This is a genomic window from Shewanella sp. ZOR0012 (genome assembly GCF_000798835.1).
GTDB lineage: Bacteria > Pseudomonadota > Gammaproteobacteria > Enterobacterales > Shewanellaceae > Shewanella > Shewanella xiamenensis.
In genome coordinates this window covers 3,659,357-3,681,849 of sequence record NZ_JTLE01000094.1, presented here as the reverse complement: position 1 = coordinate 3,681,849, position 22,493 = coordinate 3,659,357, and the positions used below count along the sequence as shown (strand labels likewise).

The 22,493-nt window shown below is 46.6% G+C and carries 22 protein-coding genes; 8 read left to right on the top strand and 14 right to left on the bottom strand.

Going from position 1 to position 22,493, the window contains the following annotated elements; genetic code table 11:
• Positions 1-42 precede the first annotated feature (42 nt).
• On the top strand, positions 43-468 hold the full coding sequence (locus L976_RS17795; protein WP_037419357.1) for a MarR family winged helix-turn-helix transcriptional regulator: 426 nt from the start codon (positions 43-45) through the stop codon (positions 466-468).
• Between the two features lie 25 nt (positions 469-493).
• Here the strand turns inward: L976_RS17795 and L976_RS17790 are convergent, their stop codons facing one another.
• Positions 494-841, bottom strand: coding sequence for a hypothetical protein (locus L976_RS17790; protein ID WP_047538901.1), 348 nt, complete (start codon positions 839-841; stop codon positions 494-496).
• A gap of 195 nt (positions 842-1,036) precedes the next feature.
• Positions 1,037-2,071 (bottom strand): Glu/Leu/Phe/Val dehydrogenase dimerization domain-containing protein, encoded by a 1,035-nt coding sequence (locus L976_RS17785; protein ID WP_047538898.1) that lies wholly within the window; start codon positions 2,069-2,071, stop codon positions 1,037-1,039.
• 280 nt (positions 2,072-2,351) lie between these two features.
• Between L976_RS17785 and L976_RS17780 the strand changes: the two genes are divergently transcribed.
• Complete coding sequence (locus tag L976_RS17780) at positions 2,352-2,804, top strand: DUF4826 family protein (RefSeq protein WP_037419348.1); 453 nt, start codon at positions 2,352-2,354, stop codon at positions 2,802-2,804.
• 121 nt (positions 2,805-2,925) lie between these two features.
• Here the strand turns inward: L976_RS17780 and L976_RS17775 are convergent, their stop codons facing one another.
• The 6 genes from L976_RS17775 to L976_RS17750 form a co-directional block, all read right to left on the bottom strand.
• Positions 2,926-4,065 carry a ribosomal protein uL16 3-hydroxylase gene (locus L976_RS17775; protein ID WP_047538896.1) on the bottom strand — a complete coding sequence of 380 codons (1,140 nt, stop codon included), beginning with the start codon at positions 4,063-4,065 and terminating at the stop codon, positions 2,926-2,928.
• Between the two features lie 120 nt (positions 4,066-4,185).
• Complete coding sequence (gene purB, locus L976_RS17770) at positions 4,186-5,556, bottom strand: adenylosuccinate lyase (protein ID WP_047538893.1); 1,371 nt, start codon at positions 5,554-5,556, stop codon at positions 4,186-4,188.
• A 29-nt stretch (positions 5,557-5,585) separates the two neighbouring features.
• Complete coding sequence (gene hflD, locus L976_RS17765; protein ID WP_037419340.1) at positions 5,586-6,203, bottom strand: high frequency lysogenization protein HflD; 618 nt, start codon at positions 6,201-6,203, stop codon at positions 5,586-5,588.
• Positions 6,204-6,206: 3 nt separating this feature from the next.
• A complete protein-coding gene (mnmA, locus tag L976_RS17760; protein ID WP_047538892.1) occupies positions 6,207-7,325 on the bottom strand; it encodes a tRNA 2-thiouridine(34) synthase MnmA in 1,119 nt (372 codons plus the stop codon).
• A 295-nt stretch (positions 7,326-7,620) separates the two neighbouring features.
• Complete coding sequence (locus L976_RS17755; protein ID WP_047538891.1) at positions 7,621-8,097, bottom strand: NUDIX hydrolase; 477 nt, start codon at positions 8,095-8,097, stop codon at positions 7,621-7,623.
• A 56-nt stretch (positions 8,098-8,153) separates the two neighbouring features.
• The gene (locus tag L976_RS17750; protein ID WP_081990928.1) at positions 8,154-8,939 is read right to left on the bottom strand and encodes an rRNA large subunit pseudouridine synthase E; all 786 of its coding nucleotides are present in this window, start codon (positions 8,937-8,939) and stop codon (positions 8,154-8,156) included.
• 417 nt (positions 8,940-9,356) lie between these two features.
• On the opposite strand from L976_RS17750, the gene L976_RS17745 reads away from it, so the two are divergent.
• Entirely contained in the window at positions 9,357-11,582 is a 2,226-nt protein-coding gene (locus L976_RS17745; RefSeq protein ID WP_047538885.1) for an NADP-dependent isocitrate dehydrogenase, read from the top strand.
• 223 nt (positions 11,583-11,805) lie between these two features.
• Here L976_RS17745 and cspD read toward each other — a convergent pair whose 3' ends face one another.
• Complete coding sequence (gene cspD, locus L976_RS17740; protein ID WP_011072576.1) at positions 11,806-12,012, bottom strand: cold shock domain-containing protein CspD; 207 nt, start codon at positions 12,010-12,012, stop codon at positions 11,806-11,808.
• 193 nt (positions 12,013-12,205) lie between these two features.
• Between cspD and clpS the strand changes: the two genes are divergently transcribed.
• Together clpS and clpA are read left to right on the top strand one after the other, a co-directional pair.
• Positions 12,206-12,514 carry an ATP-dependent Clp protease adapter ClpS gene (gene clpS / locus L976_RS17735; RefSeq protein WP_011622425.1) on the top strand — a complete coding sequence of 103 codons (309 nt, stop codon included), beginning with the start codon at positions 12,206-12,208 and terminating at the stop codon, positions 12,512-12,514.
• A 42-nt stretch (positions 12,515-12,556) separates the two neighbouring features.
• A complete protein-coding gene (clpA, locus tag L976_RS17730; RefSeq protein ID WP_047538881.1) occupies positions 12,557-14,824 on the top strand; it encodes an ATP-dependent Clp protease ATP-binding subunit ClpA in 2,268 nt (755 codons plus the stop codon).
• A 106-nt stretch (positions 14,825-14,930) separates the two neighbouring features.
• Here the strand turns inward: clpA and infA are convergent, their stop codons facing one another.
• The 3 genes from infA to aat form a co-directional block, all read right to left on the bottom strand.
• Positions 14,931-15,149, bottom strand: coding sequence for a translation initiation factor IF-1 (gene infA, locus L976_RS17725; protein ID WP_006081934.1), 219 nt, complete (start codon positions 15,147-15,149; stop codon positions 14,931-14,933).
• Between the two features lie 82 nt (positions 15,150-15,231).
• Positions 15,232-15,948: an arginyltransferase gene (locus L976_RS17720; protein ID WP_037426504.1), complete on the bottom strand. Its 717-nt coding sequence runs from the start codon at positions 15,946-15,948 to the stop codon at positions 15,232-15,234.
• Positions 15,938-16,648 carry a leucyl/phenylalanyl-tRNA--protein transferase gene (gene aat / locus L976_RS17715; protein WP_037426502.1) on the bottom strand — a complete coding sequence of 237 codons (711 nt, stop codon included), beginning with the start codon at positions 16,646-16,648 and terminating at the stop codon, positions 15,938-15,940. Before aat ends, L976_RS17720 begins: the two co-directional genes overlap by 11 nt.
• Positions 16,649-16,702: 54 nt before the next feature.
• Here aat and L976_RS17710 point away from each other — a divergent pair, with 54 nt between their 5' ends.
• Both L976_RS17710 and L976_RS17705 read left to right on the top strand, forming a co-directional pair.
• Complete coding sequence (locus tag L976_RS17710; protein WP_037419247.1) at positions 16,703-17,173, top strand: glycine zipper 2TM domain-containing protein; 471 nt, start codon at positions 16,703-16,705, stop codon at positions 17,171-17,173.
• 75 nt (positions 17,174-17,248) lie between these two features.
• Positions 17,249-18,001: a Nif3-like dinuclear metal center hexameric protein gene (locus L976_RS17705; protein WP_037426500.1), complete on the top strand. Its 753-nt coding sequence runs from the start codon at positions 17,249-17,251 to the stop codon at positions 17,999-18,001.
• Between the two features lie 94 nt (positions 18,002-18,095).
• Here L976_RS17705 and L976_RS17700 read toward each other — a convergent pair whose 3' ends face one another.
• Both L976_RS17700 and metG read right to left on the bottom strand, forming a co-directional pair.
• Positions 18,096-19,052, bottom strand: a complete 957-nt coding sequence (locus tag L976_RS17700) for an AEC family transporter (RefSeq protein ID WP_047538874.1) — start codon at positions 19,050-19,052, stop codon at positions 18,096-18,098.
• A 212-nt stretch (positions 19,053-19,264) separates the two neighbouring features.
• Positions 19,265-21,295 carry a methionine--tRNA ligase gene (metG, locus tag L976_RS17695; RefSeq protein WP_037426495.1) on the bottom strand — a complete coding sequence of 677 codons (2,031 nt, stop codon included), beginning with the start codon at positions 21,293-21,295 and terminating at the stop codon, positions 19,265-19,267.
• A 160-nt stretch (positions 21,296-21,455) separates the two neighbouring features.
• On the opposite strand from metG, the gene apbC reads away from it, so the two are divergent.
• A partial coding sequence (gene apbC / locus L976_RS17690; protein WP_047540675.1) for an iron-sulfur cluster carrier protein ApbC occupies positions 21,456-22,493 on the top strand: 1,038 nt, incomplete at its 3' end.

Here is a 22,493-nt window from a genome sequence, read left to right as displayed (position 1 = left end):
GTTTGTGTCGATGGGTCTAAATGTTGTTTTCGGAGGTGCTGTTTGAACCGTTATGAAAGCTTAGGCTATCTTGTTTCGCACTTAAATATTGAGTTGCAAAATGAACTCGATTTGCAGTTGAAACGCTATCAGCTCGACATTAAGTTGTGGCCAGTATTATTCGCGCTTTGGCAGGAGGAGGGGATTACTCAGACCGAGTTGTCCAAACGTTGTGATGTAGCGAACTATACCATGACCCGTTTGCTCGATCAGTTGCAGGTGCAAGGCCTCATCACCCGCCATCAAGAACTCGATAATCGCCGAGCTTTCCAGATTTTTCTCACCGATGAGGCCAAGGCGCTGGAGCAGGATTTGATCCGTGAGGCCGAGCGCGTCAATGAAAAGTTTCTTGCTAATCTTACTGAAGATGAACGAAGTTATTTTATTAAGCTTTTGAATAAAATAAATAAACTGTCATCTAATCCGTAAGTTTTATTGTGCTTCTTTCGGTTATTTACAGTGGGAGTAGCATAAAAAGTAACACTAAACTTGACCCCAATAATATCCCTTGTTGCAGTAATCGTTGTCGCTGCATTAAGCTATTTTTTCCCTGTTTCAGACTAGTGATTAGCTGATTACGCTTATAAATACGGCAAGTTAACTCATTTGTGAAGGGGTCAATAAATAACTTACATAGGCATTGCCCACCATCTTTCAATTTGATCAGATGTTCACTTTGATGACTAAAATTGAGTTTGCGCGAAACCATTTGGCCATTGATATAGACTCTCTCCAAACCCGACCAATCACTTGCTTGTAATTCAAGTGAATCTTTCCCCAGCTCATATTTGAAACTGACCATAGTGGCACCTTCTCCGTGACTGACGAGTAGTTAATTCAAGCAGAGAGATATAGGGTTTTCCACTACAGAAAAGTGAATTTTACGTGGCGTTTTGGTATCTGATTGGTATTGAGAGGAATTTATTTTTTAGATTGATAAGTGGAGCGAGGGAAGTGGTTGAGGCGGACAACGACTCGTTGTCCGCCTACTGCATGATTAGGCTTTGGCCGCCTGGTAAATGGCACGGGCCATTTCGTCAGCTACTGCACCTGTCGTGCGGTTTTCAGCATCGGCCTTAGCAAAAATCTTCAGCAGCGTGTTGTAGATTTCTCTGACCTTAGCTTCTGATTTTGCTGCGTCATAATCTTTTTCAAATGACACGTTGATAATGCCGCCAGCGTTAATCACATAATCTGGCGCATACAGAATGCCCATTTCTTTTAACTGCTCGCCATGGCGGACTTCGGCTAATTGGTTGTTGGCACAACCCGCAACAATCTTAGCTTTGAGTTGTGGTAGGGTAACATCGTTTAGAGTTGCACCTAGTGCACATGGCGCATAGACATCCACGTCTTGGGCATAAATATCCTGTGGAGCAACAACGATGGCGCCAAAGTCGGTAGCCACTTTATCCAGTGATGCTTGGTGAATATCGGTAACAATCAGCTGTGCACCTTCTTCATGCAAATGTTTACACAGGTAGTAACCGACATGGCCAACACCTTGAACGGCGACCTTAAGGCCTTTTAAGCTGTCTAAATCGAGTTTATGTTTAACTGCAGCCTTGATCCCTAAATAGGTGCCTAATGCTGTAAATGGCGATGGGTCTCCACTCTTGCCTTCAAGGCCTGCCATGTAAGGTGTTTCTTGATGGGCAATCATGATATCAGCGGTCGTGGTGCCCACGTCTTCAGCAGAATAGTAACGTCCACCGAGGCTATTGATAAAACGGCCAAAGGCACGGAAAAGGGCTTCGCGATCAGGACGCTTAGGATCGGCAATAATCACAGACTTACCACCGCCCATGGTTAAACCTGCGAGGGCATTTTTGTAAGTCATACCACGGGAGAGGCGTAATACGTCTGTCAGGGCTTCATCATCGGATTGATAATTCCACATCCGGCATCCACCCACAGCTGGACCTAAGTTGGTGTTATGGATGGCAACAATGGCTTTTAAGCCACTTTCTTTATCATGACAGAATACGACCTGTTCATGTTCATCAAAGGATACATGATTAAATACAGCCACGTGAAGTTCTCCGCTATACACAATAAAACGTCGATGGAACGACTTCCCATCGACAGCTCGTTATATTTATTGCAGAACCATAGCATTTAGCGATACTCTCAACCATGCATAATGACCGAATAAATAGATTATTTGTGGCAATCTAGCTTTCCACTTTACGTAAACGTAAGCTTAGAGATGCGAAACCAGTTTTAACTGATGATATTCTCAGACATTAGTATGATTCGCGTGCTGTCCCAAGAATGAGAGCCGCGCTATAACAATAAGATAGGACGGAAGTATGACTGAACAAGCTGTCGATCAAGCTCAACCAACAATCTCTCCTGAAGAAATGGAGAAATTGCGCCAAGAGTGGGTCAGAACACAATTCCAAAAAGCGAACCGTTTTTTAGCGGAAAAAGGGGTCATCCCCAGCAAGGTTTTAGCCGATGAGAGCCGTTATCTTGCACCTTATTTAGCGATTTGGAAGATGGAATCCAAACGTCCTACGACCAAAACCTATTGGGTGATGTCAGGCGATTTACCATCGGATTTTGTGGATGTCAAAGTGGCTAAAACGGCGCGTGATGCGGTTCGTCATTTCTCGATGATGTGGCAAATGCAGGCTGAAAATTTGATCCGTTCAGGCGCAACCAGACGTGATGCAACCCAGGCAAAATTTGCCCAGTTATTAGTCTCCCGTGCAGAGAGTTTATATCGTATGCACAATGATGAAAAACTGTGGAATAGCTAGATTTCCTTGTGTTGAGTCATAAAACCAAAGGCACTCGATTGAGTGCCTTTGTTGTTTAAGTCTGTCTCAAGCGTTGTGTTCTACGTTGAGCATACCGACGGTTTCATTCCATATTAAAGGATTACGCTTCTTCATCACTTAAATAGTATAAACCTTGATTAATCAGTTCCAGCAATAGCTGTTGTACTTCATCATGTTCGCATAACGCGAGAGCTGTTTCGCAATCAAAGCTGACATGATCGCTTAACTGTACAAGCACCGCTTCGGGTGTATTGGGCAGATCATAGATTTCGCCATTGATGAATAAGCGCGAGTGAGCATCATTCTCTAAACGTAGTACTTTTAAACCGCCAATGCGATTTACACCAGCGCCTTGTTCAAAGGCATCTTGCAGATCGTCGATGCTATAGGCTTCTTCGCCTTCACAAATATCTAATTCAAATCGGTTTTGGCTTAGCAGTTTACCTAGCACAACCTGATAACTCGCAGGATCTTGGGCAAGCTGGCTTAACAGCGACATAATGCCGAGTTGATGATCTTGGCTAATAATGCCCGGATTTGCTGGCTCGGATGCGGAGGTAAAACGCTGTTGACCCAAATTTTTGTCGAGTAAATAGTCGGCCACTTCGCTGACTAATTCTTGCTGACTGGGTGCGCGGTAACCAATCGAATAGCTCAAGGCTAAGGTTAAGGTTTCACCGCAGTGTGGGAATCCTGGCGGAATATAAAGCATATCGCCTTTCTCTAACACCATATCAATAATGGGATCAAAGTCTTCAACCAGAGGTGAATTAGGATTACCGCCACGACGTTGTTGTGGGGTGTTGTCACCTACGGTCCAGCGGCGCTGACCTTCGCCTTGAATAATAAACACATCGTAGTTGTCGATATGGGGACCGACACCGCCACTTGGAGTGGCAAATGACACCATCAAATCATCGAATCGCCAATCGGGGAGAAAACGAAAGGCCTCAACGAGGGGTTGTGAGTCGGGATACCAATGGTTAACCGCTTGCACCAATAATTGCCAGTGGGTTTCACCGTAATTGTCGTAATCCTCAAAGGGGCCTTGGATCACTTCCCAGTTATCTTTTTGGGTCACGACGATGCGCGAAGTGATTTCTTCTTCGCAGGCCAGGCCGGCCAGCTCATCGGCACTGATTGGATCTTCAAAGTGAGGAAAAGCGCCTTTGATGACCACAGGTTTTTGTTGCCAGTAATCCTTGAGGAACTGGGCAATATCGAGATTGAGTTTATACATAGTGTCAAAAAAGGCGACTACATCCTTAACAATGTAACCGCCTCAATCCTTATTTAGGCTAGATAATAAGCTAAGCATGTCAGCTTAGCGTTAAACGAAGCGTTAGCCGTAAACTGAACTTTAGTTAAGTTCGTCAACGAATGCTTCTGCACGGCCAATATAGTTGGCTGGCGTCATCTTCTTCAGCTCTGCTTTCACTTCTTCAGGCAGGGCTAAACCGTCGATAAATTCGGCAAGTTGCTTAGCGTCGATGCGTTTACCGCGTGTCAATTCTTTTAACTTCTCGTATGGCTTTTCAATACCATAGCGACGCATAACGGTTTGTACGGGCTCGGCCAATACTTCCCAGTTTTGATCGAGCTCGGCACGTAAATGCTCTTCATTCACTTGTAACTTGCTGATGCCTTTTAAGGTCGCTTGGTAAGCGATCAGCGAGTGGGCGATACCCACACCTAAGTTACGTAGTACGGTGGAATCGGTTAAGTCACGTTGCCATCTTGAAACGGGTAGTTTTGCGGCTAAATGTTGCATCAACGCATTGGCAATACCTAAGTTACCCTCAGAGTTTTCAAAGTCGATAGGGTTGACCTTGTGTGGCATGGTTGATGAGCCAATTTCACCGGCAATGGTACGTTGCTTGAAGTGACCTAAGGCAATATAACCCCAAACGTCACGGTCGAAATCGAGCAGAATAGTATTGAAACGCGCAATCGCATCAAAGAGCTCTGCAATGTAATCATGCGGTTCTATTTGAGTGGTGTATGCGTTCCAGTGCAGGCCAAGGCTTGTCACAAAACGTTCAGACAGTGCATGCCAGTTCACTTCTGGGTATGCAGATATGTGCGCGTTGTAGTTACCTACGGCGCCGTTAATTTTCCCCATGATTTCAACGGCCGCGATTTGCTTGATTTGGCGCTCTAAACGCACGGCTACGTTAGCCATTTCCTTGCCTAAGGTTGAAGGCGAGGCTGGCTGACCGTGGGTACGTGACATCAAAGGTACTGAGCGGTATTCAACGGCCAGTTTTTTGATGGCGCTGAGCAGTTCATTGCAATAAGGCAGTACCACTTGCTCGCGGGCTTCAGTCAACATTAAACCATGGCTTAAGTTGTTGATATCTTCAGAAGTACAGGCAAAGTGAACAAATTCACCGACAGCGGCGAGTTCCGCGTTGTCTGCGATTTTTTCTTTGATAAAGTATTCAACAGCTTTCACGTCGTGGTTGGTGGTGCTTTCAATGGCTTTCACGCGAAGCGCATCTTGCTCACTGAAATTGTCTTTAATGGCATCGAGAAGCGCGATCGCTGACTCGCTTAATGGTGGCACTTCGGTGATTTCTGGGCAATCAGCGAGTAACTTTAACCAGTTGATTTCAACTTGAACACGGTACTTAGTAAGACCGAACTCGCTGAAAATCCCTCGCAATGACGCTGTTTTACTACCGTAACGGCCGTCTACCGGAGAGATAGCAGTTAGTGCGGAAAGATCCATGTGAAGCTCCTTGATGAAAACTTATTTTATTATAGGGTAAGACTTTTCTTAGCTGTGTCTAAGATGGCTTTACGGGCAAAGACTAAGTGTCGACGTTTGCCGCCTAGTTGTCGCCATAACACAGCGCTGCGCATGGCTGCAAGCAGCAAGGCGCGGATTTTTTGTTGTACTATTGGACGTTGCAGACACACTGGATTGCCTGAGATCTGAATCTTAGGTCCAAGATTACTGATAATGTCGCTATAAATACTGGCCAGATTGGCAATGACTTGTTCGTCGGTGATCGCAAAATGATGTAGCTGACGATTCACTTGATTGATGCGTTCGGCAAGCATAGCTAACCCGGTGTTTGAACGGGTTAATTTACGTTCAAGGGCTAAAATTCCCACCAGATAGCGAGTTATTTCAACATCTTTTTGACTGCTATCCCCCAGTTGATTTAACACCAATTGGTAGCCTTTGTGCAGGCCAGCCTTATCTTGGTAGACATCGGCGGGGGTTTCGGGATTAGTCACTAAAATGGTGTGTAAACTGGCAGCTAGCTCATCGGTGTCGCTTTCACCATGACGGGCTAAATACTGAACTTGTGCAATGGCCTGCAGTATTCCTGCGAAGGCCATAGTACGATCATGGAGCTGTTCGTTCACGGTTTATCCTCTGATCAGTTGATCGATAATTCCGCCACCGAGGCACACTTCGCCATCGTAAAATACCGCTGATTGGCCAGGCGTCACGGCGGCAACGGGCTCGTCAAACACCACTTTGAGCGTATTGTCATCAAGATAGGTGAGGGTGCAGGGGATATCCTGCTGGCGATAACGGGTTTTCACCACAATTTGACAGCCATCGGCGGGACCTTTGCGGTCGACCCAGTGTAGTTGATTGACAAACATGCCATTGGACATCAAGCGCGGGTGGTGGCCACCTTGGCCAACAACAAGCACGTTACGTTTGAGATCTTTATCCACCACGTACCATGGGTCATCATTGCTATTTTTCATGCCACCAATCCCCAGACCTTTACGTTGGCCTAAGGTGTGGTACATCAAACCTTGGTGCTTGCCAATGACTTCGCCTTCGGCGGTTTCGATGTTGCCAGGTTGCGCTGGTAAGTAATTACCTAAAAATTCAGTAAATTTTCGCTCGCCGATAAAGCAAATGCCGGTGCTGTCTTTCTTATCATGGGTAATTAAGCCCATCTGTTTGGCGATCTCTCGCACTTCGTGTTTTTCGAGTTCACCCACCGGAAACAGGCTGCGTGCCACTTGTTCATGGCTTAAGGTGTATAGGAAGTAGCTTTGATCTTTATTATTGTCGACCCCGCGCAGCATTTGCGTTGTGCCATCGGCATTGTCGCGGCGGCGCACATAGTGACCCATGGCGATGCAGTCGGCATCGAGAATATCATCGGCAAACTCTAAAAAGGCCTTAAATTTGATTTCTTTGTTGCACATGATATCAGGATTTGGGGTACGACCTGCTTTGTATTCGGCAAGGAAATACTCAAATACATTGTCCCAATATTCGGCAGCAAAGTTGACCGTGTGGAGTTTGATCCCAAGCTTATCGCAAACGGCTTGAGCATCTTTTAAATCTTCGGCGGCCGCGCAATACTCGTCGTTGTCATCTTCTTCCCAGTTCTTCATGAAAAGGCCTTCAACCTGATAGCCTTGCTGCATAAGCAAATAGGCTGAAACGGATGAATCAACACCGCCGGACATGCCGACAATGACTTTTTTTCCTGTATGAGTGGGTTCGATTGATGTCATAGATCCTAAAACCATTGAGTATATGTGTTAGCGAGTCGTGGCTTGAACCGTTGTCATTAGTGCATGACTCACTTTTAAATCTGCGTTTATTTAGCTGCGTAGTTAGGGCAGGCTTATTGGTGATCCGTTTAGCATCTGAGATACATTAGCCCAATATTATTAAGCACAAGATGCATGATGCTAAAATACCCCAAATTTTTAACCCAAAAGCGCAGTTAAATGCCTTATCGAATCGCGCATTTACGCGGGGGCGTATTCTATCACGCCTTGTTGCTTGGGGCTATCTTTGACATCCCTACAGACGCTGACTATTGAGTAATTCGAGCGAATGAATTTGCCCTTGTTGCAACTGTTTGCGGTAATCGTTGAGGCAATCGAGCACTAACGGACTGCGCAACTGGTGTACTCTCGCGGCTATTTGCTCAAAGCTCAACCAATGGGCGGCATAAATATCCACATCCTGTGGCTTAGGTGTGAGTAGCGTATCGACTTGCACCAAAAAGGTAAAACGCACAAAAGCGAGGTCCTGATTGGCGCTAAATTGATAAATCCCGACCAATCCCTGTGGCTTGAGTTGAAGGCCTGTTTCCTCAAAGACTTCGCGCTCACAGGCTTGGATAAGACTTTCATTCGCTTCCAAATGTCCTGCTGGTTGATTAAAACGCTGCTCACCATCAATCCACTCTTCCACTAATAGATACTTATCCTCGGTAGAGGCATGGATAATACAAGCAACTGTTACATTGGGTTTATATCTTGCTTTTACTGTCACAGTGATTACCTTTGAGCGGCTAGATTAGGGATATTAGATTGCTTGTTGGCGTAAGACTATTCGGTCTTTTGAGCCACCAGTATGCATTTATGCTCACCTGTCGCTAAATCATCTAGACTCCATTGGCCTATTTTATAGCGAATAAGTCTTAAGGTCGGAAAACCAATATGGGCCGTCATCCGCCGAACTTGGCGATTGCGTCCTTCGTGGATTTGAATTTCCAGCCAAGTTGTTGGGATGTTTTTTCGCTCACGGATTGGTGGATTACGCGGCCACACATTCGGCGTCGCCATGATGCAGACCTTCGCGGGCAGCGTCATGCCATCTTTTAATTCAACCCCTTGGCGCAGTTTGGCTAAATCGGCTTCCGATGGCACACCTTCCACTTGTACCCAATAGGTTTTAAAGGTTTTCTTTTTTGGCTCAGTCAGTTTGGCTTGGAGTTGACCGTCATTGGTTAACAGCAACAGTCCCTCGCTGTCGCGATCTAATCGCCCAGCAGCATAAACGCCCGGAATAGGGATGTAATCTTTTAAGGTTTTACGGCCTTGCTCATCGGTAAATTGGCACAGAACATCGAAGGGCTTGTTAAATAAGACGATGATAGGCGCAGTTTGAGGCTTGACGCGTGAGGCCGATGAGTGTTTTTGAAGCCGTGTTTTGGGACTATTTTGTTGTGACCCTGTATCGCGCTGCAAACTTGCCTTGGCAGATTTGGCGAAGGAGCTTGGTTTACTTCCTTTGCTGCGGTTATCTGCCCTATGCTGCGGGTGCGTGGTGGATGCGCTCTGGCCGCGAGTGCGAGGTGTTGCCTGAGAAGTTAGCGGGTTATTTTTGTTCATGCAGTAACTAATTGTTGTTCATACCGTGGCGAATAGTCGCTTAAGACAGTCTAGTCATTTTACGTCGTCGCCGATGATATACGACTGAACCTATCCGTTAGCAGACGTCAGAAAGAAGACGTGTTATTTATCTGCACACAGTGTACTTGGCATTCGCCGTTAGTGGAATTTGAATATTATTGTGAATGCTCTATGATGTCGGCCTGAAAATGTGATCTACGCCTAAATGTTTGTTAGGTATTAATGAGTCGATTTACCCACGTTGGCGAACGTAAAGAGGATGTTGCAGCGGGTTTATAGGTTTTGTAGGGGCGTTTACGATTGCCTCGATAGAGAATTCCTTCGTGCCAATGTTTGTTCGTCATGATATAAAATTATTATAAAAATACTAAATTTTACAATAATGTAGGATGTAACATGAAAGATAACTCACCAACAATTATTTATACCGAAACCGATGAAGCGCCAGCACTGGCAACGCTTTCTCTGTTACCTATCATCAAGACCTTTACCAATGCGGCGGGTGTGGCGGTTGAAACCCGTGACATTTCTTTATCAGGCCGTGTGATTGCTAACTTCCCAGAAAAACTGACTGACGCGCAAAAGATTGGCGATCACTTAGCTGAGCTTGGCGATTTAGCGAATCAACCAGAAGCTAATATCATCAAGTTGCCTAATATCAGTGCGTCAATCCCACAGTTAAAAGCCTGTATTTTAGAGCTGCAACAGAAAGGATATGACATTCCAAACTATCCTGACGAGCCAAAAACTGACGAAGAAAAGTCAATTAAAGCGCGTTACGACAAGATCAAGGGCAGTGCGGTAAACCCCGTCCTGCGTGAAGGTAACTCTGATCGCCGCGCGCCGCTGTCAGTGAAAAACTTCGCGAAAAAGAACCCACACTCTATGGGTAAATGGGTGAAAGACTCTAAGTCACACGTTGCTCATATGAGCGAAGGTGATTTTTACGGTAGCGAGCAGTCAGTGACTTTGGCTAACGCAGACACGGTCAACATCGTTCTGGCACAAAAAGACGGTCAAGAAGTCGTCCTTAAATCAGATCTGAAACTGCTCGCGGGTGAAATCATCGACGCGTCAGTGATGAGCAAAAAAGCCTTAGTGAGCTTCTTTGAGCGTGAAATTGCCAATGCCAAGGCTGAAAACGTGTTGTTATCGCTGCACCTTAAAGCCACCATGATGAAAGTGTCCGATCCCATCATGTTTGGCCATGCCGTGAAAGTGTTCTTCAAACCGGTATTTGATAAACATGCAGCGTTATTTGCTGAATTAGGCGTTGATGTGAACAACGGTTTTGGCGATGTATATGCGAAAATCGCCAGCTTACCTGCCGATGTACGTAGCCAAATTGAAGCCGATATCGCGGCGGTCTACGCTGAGCGTCCTGCGCTGGCGATGGTGGATTCTGACAAAGGCATCACCAACTTACACGTCCCAAGCGACATTATTATCGATGCTTCTATGCCAGCGGCTATTCGTTCATCTGGCCAAATGTGGGGTCCAGATGGCAAGTTGCACGATACTAAAGCGCTGATCCCAGACCGTTGCTACGCAGGTGTGTATCAAGAAACTATCGCGTTCTGTAAAGAACACGGTGCATTCGATCCAAGCACTATGGGCAGTGTGCCAAACGTGGGCCTGATGGCGCAAAAAGCCGAAGAATATGGCAGCCACGATAAAACCTTCGAAATCCCAGCCGATGGCGTAGTTAACGTGATTGATGCCAGTGGCAAAGTGTTAATGAGCCACAACGTCGAAGCGGGCGATATTTGGAGAATGTGCCAAGTTAAAGATGCCCCAATTCGCGACTGGGTGAAATTAGCCGTACGCCGCGCACGTTTAAGCAATACTCCTGCGGTATTCTGGTTAGATGCAAATCGTGCCCACGATGCGCAATTGATTGTTAAAGTGAAGCAATATCTGCCTGAGCATGACACCAGCGGTTTAGACATCAGCATCATGTCACCAGAAGAAGCAACACGTTTCTCTTTAGCGCGCATCAAAGAAGGTAAAGATACTATTTCTGTTACTGGTAACGTACTGCGTGACTACCTGACTGACTTGTTCCCAATCCTCGAACTGGGTACCAGTGCTAAGATGCTATCTATCGTGCCATTAATGAATGGTGGCGGCCTGTTTGAAACGGGTGCGGGCGGTAGTGCGCCTAAACACGTACAACAGGTTGAAAAAGAAGGTCACTTACGTTGGGACTCTCTAGGTGAATTCCTGGCATTAGCGGCTTCTTTAGAGCATTTAAGCCAAACTGTGGGTAACCCTAAAGCGCAAGTACTGGCGGATACCTTAGATCAAGCCATTGGTCAGTTCTTAGATAGCAACAAGTCGCCATCAAGACGCGTTGGAGAGCTAGATAACCGTGGTAGCCATTTCTATCTGGCGATGTACTGGGCACAAGCATTAGCCGCTCAAACCAAAGACGAGCAGTTACAAGCTCACTTTATTCCATTAGCGCACGCTTTAAGCGCCAATGAGCAAGTGATTGTGGCTGAACTCAACAATGCGCAAGGTGCACCAGTGGATTTAGGCGGTTACTATCGTTTAGACGCCGCAAAAGCTGAAAAAGCCATGCGCCCAAGCGAGACACTGAACAAGCTATTACTTGCTTAAGCAGCATTGATACTTGTAAAGGCCTGCATTGCAGGCCTTTTTATTGCACTAAATTTAGGAGTAAGTTGTAAATTAACCAGAGCGAGTTAACGTTTCGAGATGAAAATGTATTCGCTCCGGTACACCTATGCTCACAAAATGAGACATGACGTGTAGTTATTCTACTCAAAATAAAAAGGCAGGGATTAATCCCTGCCTTTTAGATCATTGGCCTCACCATACATTATTTTGTTGGTGAAATGGCTGAAGCGTGCATTCCTTTTGGACCTTGTTCTACTTCAAATTGAACCGGTTGGCCTGCTTTTAGAGTTCTATAGCCTTCCATTTCAATGGTAGAATAGTGTGCAAAAACGTCCTCGCCACCTTGATCAGGGCAAATAAACCCGAATCCTTTGGCGTTGTTGAACCATTTAACAGTTCCGCTTGCCATACTTCCACTTCCTTCTGTTGTCTACTTACCAGTAAGATAGTAAAACCTGTATAGACGGGATTGTTTCACCGTCTGAGCTACAGAATGTAAGGAGTAAAAGCGGAAGTCAAGCTAAAATTAACAAAGAGGTAACAACTGATTAATTTGAAGATAGCAATTGGAAGAGGACAACACGAGAGGCTAGTATTAAAAAATGGGTAAGACAGGAAACATAGAGCACGTTGAAGAACGTGTTGAATCTGAGTTAATGCCACCTTCGATGTATAAGGTGATCCTTAATAATGACGATTACACGCCAATGGATTTTGTGATAGAAGTGCTACAAATCTTCTTTCGCAAGAATGAGCAGGAAGCCACAGATATCATGTTGACTATTCATCACCAGGGAAAGGGTATCTGCGGGATTTTCCCCTACGGCATTGCAGAAACTAAGGTGATACAAGTAAATCAATTTGCAAGACAAAACCAACATCCGTTACTGTGTTCGTTAGAGAAGGCTTAACAGCGCTTACTCTGTTGTCAGTTGTTAATTTTGGGGGTGCTTATGCTGAACAAAGATCTGGAAGTCACCTTAAATCTGGCGTTTCAGCAAGCCAGAGAGGCTCGTCACGAGTATATGACGGTTGAACATCTGTTATTGGCTCTGATAGACAACCCTGCGGCTCAAGACGCGCTAATCGCCTGTGGAGCGAATTTAGATAAACTTAGAGATGAAGTAGCAAGCTTTATTCAACAAACCACCCCAATCATTGCGGATATGGATGATGATAAAGAAACCCAACCAACGCTCGGGTTTCAGCGGGTACTGCAACGCGCCGTTTTCCATGTGCAGTCCTCGGGCCGCAATGAAGTCACTGGTGCTAATGTGCTGGTGGCCATTTTTAGTGAGCAGGAATCCCAAGCTGTTTATCTGCTGCGTCGCAGCGACATCAGCCGTTTAGATGTGGTGAATTATATTTCCCATGGTTTTTCAAAAAATGAGGACAGCGACGCTCATCAAGATCAAGAACGCATCGAAGATCAAAGCGAAGCGAACGAAGAACGCAGCATGTTGTCGCAGTTTGCGAGCAATTTAAACCAACTTGCAAAACAAGGGGTGATAGATCCGCTGATTGGTCGTGATCAAGAAATTGAACGCGCCATCCAAACTTTATGTCGTCGCCGTAAAAATAATCCATTGTTGGTGGGTGAAGCGGGCGTGGGTAAAACTGCGATTGCTGAAGGTTTGGCTTATCGAATCGTCAATAATCAAGTGCCAGAGGTGATGGCGCAGGCGACTGTGTACTCCCTCGACTTAGGCTCCTTGCTTGCTGGCACTAAGTACCGTGGCGATTTTGAAAAACGCTTCAAGAGTCTGCTTAAGGAACTTAGCGCCGATAAACACGCCATTTTATTTATTGATGAAATTCATACCATTATTGGTGCAGGCGCAGCATCGGGTGGGGTGATGGATGCCTCTAATCTGCTAAAGCCGTTATTATCGAGTGGTAATTTGCGTTGCATGGGCTCAACCACGTTCCAAGAATATCAGAGTATTTTTGAGAAAGATCGTGCACTGGCGCGCCGTTTCCAAAAGGTTGATATTAATGAACCTTCAGTGGCTGAAACCACTAAAATTCTGATGGGTTTAAAGTCTAAATACGAAGAATATCACGGCGTGCGTTACACCCAAGCGGCGATTAACAGCGCGGCAGAGCTGTCGGCAAAACACATTAATGACCGGCATTTACCCGATAAAGCCATCGATGTGATCGATGAGGCGGGTGCGCGCATGGCTATGTTGCCACAGAGCAAACGTAAGAAAACCATCGGTCAGGCCGAGATTGAAACCATTGTGGCGAAGATTGCTCGGATCCCAGAAAAATCAGTCTCCGCCAGCGACAAAGATTTACTGCGTAATCTTGAGCGCAATCTCAAGATGGTGGTCTTTGGTCAAGACAAGGCGATTGAATCCTTAAGCTCGGCGATTCGATTATCACGCAGTGGTTTAGGTACAGATAAAAAACCTGTTGGTAGCTTTTTGTTTGCTGGCCCAACTGGGGTAGGTAAGACAGAAGTCACCAATCAGTTAGCTAGTTGCCTAGGAATGAAGCTGGTGCGTTTCGATATGTCGGAGTACATGGAAAGCCATACGGTTTCTCGTTTGATTGGTGCTCCTCCTGGATACGTAGGATACGACCAAGGTGGTTTACTCACCGATGCTGTAATTAAAAATCCCCATTGCGTGGTGTTGCTCGATGAAATCGAAAAGGCTCACCCCGATGTCTATAACCTGTTACTGCAGGTGATGGATCATGGCACCTTAACCGATAACAACGGTCGCAAGGCGGATTTTAGGCATGTCACCTTAGTGATGACGACAAACGCAGGTGTTCAGGAAACGATCCGTAAGTCTATTGGCTTTACTCAGCAGGATCATACCCAAGATGCCTTATCGGAAATCAATCGAGTATTCTCGCCAGAGTTCCGTAACCGCTTAGATTCCATCATTTGGTTCAACCATTTAGATATGACTATCATAGCCAAGGTGGTTGATAAATTTTTGGTGGAATTACAAGCACAACTTGATGCGAAACATGTGTTACTTGAAGTCAGTGATGAGGCCAGAACTCTACTCGCCGAGAAAGGCTATGATAAGAGCATGGGCGCACGGCCAATGGCCCGCGTGGTGACAGAGCTTATTAAACGTCCATTAGCGGATGCTATTCTCTTCGGTGAACTGGAACATGGCGGTGTTGCTCATGTTGATGCCAAAGACGGTGAAATCGTGATCCACACCGAACGCCACGAGAAAAGTACCACTAAGGCTTAATCTCTCGCGAAAACCCAATAAAAATGGCTGCAATTGCAGCCATTTTTCTAATCTTACGCCAACAAAAAAACCCGGCCTCGCCGGGTTTTTCAACTAAAGGGGAATATTAGCGTGCGCGGAAGACAATACGACCTTTGGTCAGATCATAAGGGGTCAACTGAACTGTTACTTTGTCACCAGTCAGGATCCGGATGTAGTTTTTGCGCATTTTGCCTGAAATGTGGGCTATCACCACATGACCATTTTCAAGCTCTACGCGAAACATTGTGTTTGGCAAGGTTTCAAGGATAGTGCCTTGCATTTCAATGTTATCTTCTTTCGCCATTAATTATTTATCCCATTAGCCTTCGAATATAAAAAACGGGCGTATCATGCCGCAAATTCACCTTGCTGTAAAGGGGATGTGCCTAGCAAACTTGGGAATACTCCCAGCCTTGGGGGGTTAAAATCTGATAAGGGCGGTATAAGCGTTTGTAGGACATTTTCCGATTTGCATCAATTTGATATCCCAGATAAAGAAAATCTTTACCCTGCATTTTAGCCAATCTGCACTGGAGTAAGATCAACAATACGCCAAGGGAGCGGCGTTCTTCATCGGGGTCAAAGTAGCTGTAAATGGCTGACAAACTATTGGGCAGAGTGTCTGTCACTGCTACAGCCACAAGTCTATTGCCATCATAGACTTCAATAAACGTGGGGGGCAGCCAATGACAGAATAAAAATTGTTCATATTGGGTTTTGCTTGGCGGAAACATTGGGCCATCGAAGTGGCGCTCACGGATGTATTTTTCATACAGGGCATATTGAGCCTCGGTATGTTCTGAGGTGATGCGCCAAGTTAAATCACGGTTATGGGCTAGGGTGCGCTTTTGCCGTTTAGACGGTGTAAATTCTTTAATTGGTAACCGAATTGGCTGACAGGCACTGCAACGGGGGCAACGGGGTTTATAAATGGCGCTGCCACTGCGGCGAAAACCTATGGCGAGTAGCCGCTCAAATAGTATTGGGTCGAGGGTTTCCTCCTGAATGACTAACAGTTGCTCCTGCTGACCATCGAGGTAACTGCAGGGGAAAATTTGGCTGATCCCAATGGCGATTGGGGTGTTACTCGCGTTAGAGTTCAAGTGTGACCTCACTTGGTATCCAAGCTGCAGGATTAACCGTGTTATCCCTAAACTGGGTTAAGAGTTGTATAAAGTTCGCGCGTTTAACGGGTTTTGCCCCTAAGCTCTCAAGGTGGGGATTCATTACCTGTGCATCAATAAGTTTAAAATTCATTTTGATTAAATGTTGTTGCAACACCGCCATGGCCGCCTTTGACGCATTGGTTTCGCGGTGGAACATGGATTCACCACAAAACACTTGGCCAATGGCGAGACCATAAAGCCCACCGATTAATCGCTCACCGTGCCAAACTTCGATTGAGTGGGCATGGCCATTATGGTGTAGCTCACGGTAGGCCATTTGGATTTCATGGGTTATCCAAGTGCCAGTTTGTTTACGCCGAGGTTGAGCACAACCTGCCATCACATCGGTAAAGGCATGATTGATGGTATAGCGCCAAGGCTGTTTTTTTAAATATTTACGTAAACTGGTGCTGATATTCACTTGGCCTGGAATAAAAATGGCGCGGGGATCGGGTGACCACCATAAAATAGGATCCTCGGCGTTAAACCAAGGGAAAATGCCGTGATAATAGGCGGTCAACAAACGCTCTGGGCGTAGGTCACCACCTATCGCCAATAAGCCGTTTGGATCGGTGAGGGCGAGTTCGGGTGAAGGAAAAGCTTCAAATTCGTGATTCAGAAAAGACAGTGAGTTCACAATTGCGTATGATTCAGTAATAGACCCTTATACTAAGTTAGCGGAAATTCGGATATGTGGAAACCTACACTAGCGAGCTTTATGTTTATTTGTGCTTTAGTGATTTCTCCGGTGCAAGCAGGTTACGATCGTAATCAGGCGGTGCCGGTCGAGAAAGTCCTCTATGGTGATATCAACTCAGTACGTAATATCACCGAAACCCAATTAATTGAAGACCGAAACCAAGGTTGGAAAACTTTCGGTGGCGCATTAGCGGGTGGTGTTATCGGCCATCAATTTGGTGGTGGCTCTGGCCAAGATATTGCGACAATATTAGGCGCCTTAATTGGTGCTGGAGTTGGCAATCGTTATGGCAGTGGCACAACGGTGCAATCGCTCAAGCTCGTGGAGCTGATGATCACTCAGGAAGACGGCACGCAAGTCATGGTGATCCAAGATTATGATCCTGGCATGGTGTTCAATGCGGGGGATAGGGTACGTGTGGTGTACCTGCAAGGTGGGGTTCGCGTTGATTTAGCCATGTAACTAAGCCATGCACCTAACGCGAGGAAATTAAGCCTAACTGCCAAACATTAATAAAGAACGTTAAACGGTGATGGAATGACAAGGACAGAACTAACCCAATATTTAGCCGATTTTTTGCGGATATCGGCCTTTAAAGATTACGCCCCCAATGGTTTGCAGGTTGAAGGTAAAGCAGATATCCGCACCATAGTGACAGGTGTGACTGCTTGCCAAGCGTTAATCGATGAAGCGATTCGCCTCAAAGCCGATGCGATTTTGGTTCACCATGGTTTTTTCTGGAAGAGTGAGCCTGAGGTGATCACAGGCATGAAGCAGCGCCGAATCAAAGCCTTACTCGCCCACGATATCAATCTGTTTGGTTATCACTTGCCCTTAGATGCCCATCCAATGTTAGGTAATAATGCGGTCTTAGGCCGCAAACTGGGGATCATCGATGCTGAAGCAGTAGAAGATGTGGCACAGGGATTAGTGTGGCGTGGAAAGCTCGATTTGCCCGTCAGTGCCAGTGAATTTGCCGCGACCTTAGACGAAGTACTTGGCAGAGCGCCGCTGCATATTGGCGAGAGTTCGGATGAAATCCAATATTTAGCTTGGTGTACGGGCGGTGCGCAGGATTATATCGATGTTGCCGCGAGTCTTGGTGTGGATGCGTTTATCAGTGGCGAAGTGTCAGAGCGTACTTTCCATAGCGCAGTGGAGCAGGGAATTCACTATTATGCGGCGGGTCACCATGCGACCGAGCGTTTTGGCATTGAGGCGCTGGGGCGTCATCTCGCTCGCGAATTTAATTTGGTACACCATTTTGTAGATATCGCTAACCCTGTTTAACAATCTTGCTTTATCGACATCTTGTAAATGAAAGGCGAGCCATGCTCGCCTTTGTCTTATGTAAATCAACCTTAAGTTCAAATCAGTCCTAAGTTTAAATAAGCCCTAGGGTCGACAGGATAAAAATGCCTAAGGTGCAGGTGAGCAGCGAGCAAACGGTGGTTAAGGCGATAATATTGGCCGCAAGCGTGGCATTTCCTCCCATGGCCCGCGCCATCACATAACTTGCGGCTGCCGTGGGCGCGGCGCTCATCAAAAACACTAAGGCAAGTTCAACTTCGCGATAGCCAAGTATCAAGGCGCCTAGGGTGATGAACAGTGGCGCAAAGATAAGTTTTAAGGCGGTCGAGAACCACGTGGCATACTTTTCATGTCTGAGCGAGCCAATATCCAATGAACCGCCTGTACACAGCAGTGCTAATGGGAGTGTCATATTGGCAAAGTATTGCCCAGCATCGAGGACCATTTTCGGTAAGGGGATCGCCAGCAGATAAAACAACATGCCGAGTATAATGGCAATGATCAGCGGATTTTTGGTGATGGTTTTAATGATCACCGCAAAAGCGCGGCGGCTTGATTCCTCACCCTTAGGACTCAAGCAAATCACGGCTTGAATATTGTAGAGTAGCGTCATGGACGCGACATAAACGGCCGCTAAGGCAACGCCCGATTCGCCATAGGCATTAGAGACATAGGCTAAGCCGATAATGGCGGTATTGGCCCTAAATCCCCCTTGAATAATAACGCCTTGATCCTTCGGCTCGGGGAAAAATCGTTTTGTCGCGTAGGTCGAGAGGATAAAAAACAGTAAGTTGGCGAGTAAGCCATAACCGATTAATGGCGCACTGGCGGCAAGATTGTGGTGCGAGCTAATTATGCTGAGAAACAACAGCGCTGGCAGGGTGACATTAAAAACCAGCTTAGAAGCGACATCAATAAAGTGTTCGTCAATCACTTGGGTGCGTTTAAGCATCACGCCTAGGGCTAACATTAAACAGATGGGACCGGTTATTGAAGCAGAAAACAACAGCTGCTCAATGATATTGCCCATAACTTCTCCTCGAAAATTTCATAGTGCGTTGTCGCTGAATCAGTGCAGCTTAGCCATAGCCGCGATAGTGTCGCACAGTCAGTCACTTGTCGAGGCCACATCAACTTACGCTCCCTGATAAAGCGTAAAGGAATGTGTGTTTAATAAATAAGGCCGCATTAAATGCGGCCTTATATCGATTTAGCAGTAGCTTGACTCGTGTTTAGCCTAGCTTACTTAACCCGCATACCAGGTTGTGCGCCTTCGTGGGGTTCTAAAATCCACAAATCACTGCCACCAGGGCCGGCTGCTAGTACCATGCCTTCTGACATGCCAAAACGCATCTTACGTGGTGCAAGGTTGGCGACCATCACAGTCAGCTTACCTTCGAGATCCTCAGGCGAATAGGCTGATTTAATGCCTGCAAATACCTGACGGGTTTCGCCGCCGATATCAAGTTGCAGTTTTAACAGTTTGTCGGCTTCGGCTACATGCTCGGCTTTAACGATACGCGCAATACGCAGATCGATTTTAGCGAAATCGTCATAGTTGATAGTGTCGCTAATAGGATCGGTCGCCAATGGCCCTTTAGGTGCTTCTGGCTCGCTCGTGGCTTGCAAGTTTTCTTTAGAGTCGGCCACCATAGCTTCAACTTTGTCTAACTCAACACGCTGCATCATGGCTTTGAATGGCGCAATTTCGTGGCCCGCCATATCTTGGCCTAAGCCATCCCACGTTAAGGTTTGTTGGAAGAAGGCTTCAACGTCTTGCGCTAAGCGTGGTAACACAGGTTTTAAGTACGTCACCAAAATGCGGAACAGGTTCAGCGCGTTTGAACACACTTGGTGCGCGGCTTCCTGTTGATCATCTTGCTTCACTAGCTGCCAAGGCGCAGCATCGGCGACAAAACCGTTGGCGATGTCCGCGAGTGCCATGATTTCACGCATCGCTTTACCGTATTCACGGGTCTCATAAAACTCAGCGATTTGTTCTTGTTTGGCTAAAAACGCCTCAGTTAGCGTGGTATCCGCAATTTTCGCGAGCTTGCCATCGAAGCGCTTAGTGATAAAACCTGCGGTGCGCGAGGCTAAGTTCACTAGCTTACCGACTAGATCTGAATTCACGCGCTGGGCGAAATCTTCCAGATTTAAATCTAAATCGTCGATACGGCTACTGAGTTTAGCCGCGTAGTAGTAGCGTAAATATTCAGGATCTAAGTGATCTAAGTAAGTGCGAGCCTTAATAAAGGTGCCCTTAGATTTAGACATCTTAGCGCCGTTCACCGTTACATAACCGTGGGCATAGACGCTGTTAGGTTGACGGTAGCCCGATCCATGGAGCATCGCAGGCCAGAACAGACTGTGGAAATAAACGATATCTTTACCGATAAAATGGTAAACCTCGGCTTTAGAATCCTTCGCCCAAAATTCGTCAAAGCTTAGCTCTGGGCGTTTGTCACACAGGTTTTTGAATGAGCCCATGTAGCCGATAGGCGCATCTAACCACACGTAGAAGTATTTGCCCGGTGCATCTGGGATCTCAAAACCAAAGTAAGGTGCATCGCGGGTGATGTCCCATTGCTGCAGACCCTGTTCGAACCATTCGTCGAGTTTGTTGGCCATTTCGGTTTGCAGTGCGCCGGAGCGAGTCCACTCTTTGAGCATGTCTTCGAAGGCGGGTAAGTCGAAGAAGAAGTGCTCTGTGTCCTTCATCACTGGCGTGGCACCCGATACCGCTGATTTTGGATTGATAAGCTCAGTCGGGCTGTAAGTTGCGCCGCAGGCATCACAGTTGTCGCCGTATTGATCGGGCGATTTACACTTAGGGCAGGTGCCTTTTACGAAGCGGTCCGGCAGGAACATCGACTTCTCAGGGTCAAATAGCTGAGAAATGCTCTTGCTTTTGATATAGCCATTAGCGCGCAGTTTTAAGTAAATATCGCTCGCCAGCACGCGGTTTTCGTCACTGTGGGTGCTGTGATAATTATCGAAGGCGATATTAAAATCGGCGAAATCCTGCTGATGCTCTTTGTTGACTTGAGCAATCATTTCTTCAGGCGCCATACCTAATTGCTGCGCCTTGAGCATAATCGGTGTACCGTGGGCGTCATCGGCACAAATATAGTGGCACTCATGTCCACGAAGCTTTTGATAACGCGACCAGATATCCGTCTGGATGTATTCCAGCATGTGACCTAAATGAATCGGTCCGTTCGCGTAGGGAAGTGCGCTGGTCACGAGAATTTTACGTTGTGAAGTTGCCATCTTGTCTCAAATATCGTGGTGGGCCAAAAATAATGGTAGAGATACTAACCGATTACAGGATGATTTTCATCAAAACCTGAGTCGATTGGGTTAAATCTGCGCTAATGTTTTTGTCATTATCTGGTACACTTGGGCAAATTTATTGGTGGGGGTAATTCTTTTGTCTTCAACTCAAACTGATTATCGTTTAAGTGACGATCTTCTCGGGCCAGTTCTGGCCATTCTCGATGCATATATCGACCCGTATTTAGCGAAGGGTTTAGTGAGCGCAGGATGCGTTAATAAATTGGCGATTGAAGGTAAGCGTTTGCAGCTTGGCTTAGTCTATCCATACCCTTGTATGACTCAATACCGCGATACCGTGATGGCGCTGACCAACAAACTCGCTGTGCTGGATGCCATCGATGAGGTTGAGTGTGAAATCGATTTTCAACCTAAGGTGTATTCGGCGATTGCTTCTATCGCACCGATTGCCAATGTGAAGCAAGTGATTGCTGTCGCGTCCGGCAAAGGCGGTGTGGGTAAATCAACCACGGCGGTCAACCTTGCTTTAGCACTGGCCGCTGAGGGCGCACAGGTTGGTATTTTAGATGCCGATATTTATGGTCCTTCCGTCCCATTAATGCTTGGGATCCCCAACTTCAGGCCCGTTTCCCTCGATGGTAAACACATGAGCGCCGCCAGTGCCCATGGCATTGCCGCCCAATCGATTGGGTTTATGTTAAGTGGTGATGAAGCCGCAGTATGGCGTGGTCCTATGGCGGCGGGCGCGCTTGCGCAGCTGCTCAATGAAACCCAGTGGCCAGAGCTAGACTATTTAGTCGTCGATATGCCACCGGGCACGGGTGATATTCAATTAACCCTGTCGCAAAAAGTGCCAGTAAGTGGCGCGGTGATTGTGACAACGCCGCAGGATATCGCTCTCGCCGACGCCAAGAAAGGCATCACCATGTTCCAGAAGGTGAACATTCCGGTCCTCGGCATTGTTGAGAATATGAGTTTCCATTTATGCCCCGAGTGTGGTCATAAAGAACATCCTTTTGGTACGCACGGTGGCAGTAAAATGGCCGAGCGTTATCAAGTTCCACTGTTAGGCGCCTTACCACTGCACATCAATATCCGTGAAGCCATGGATGTGGGTGCGCCGACGGTTGTGGCCGAGCCTGACAGTGAAGTGGCGGCACTTTATCGGGAAATT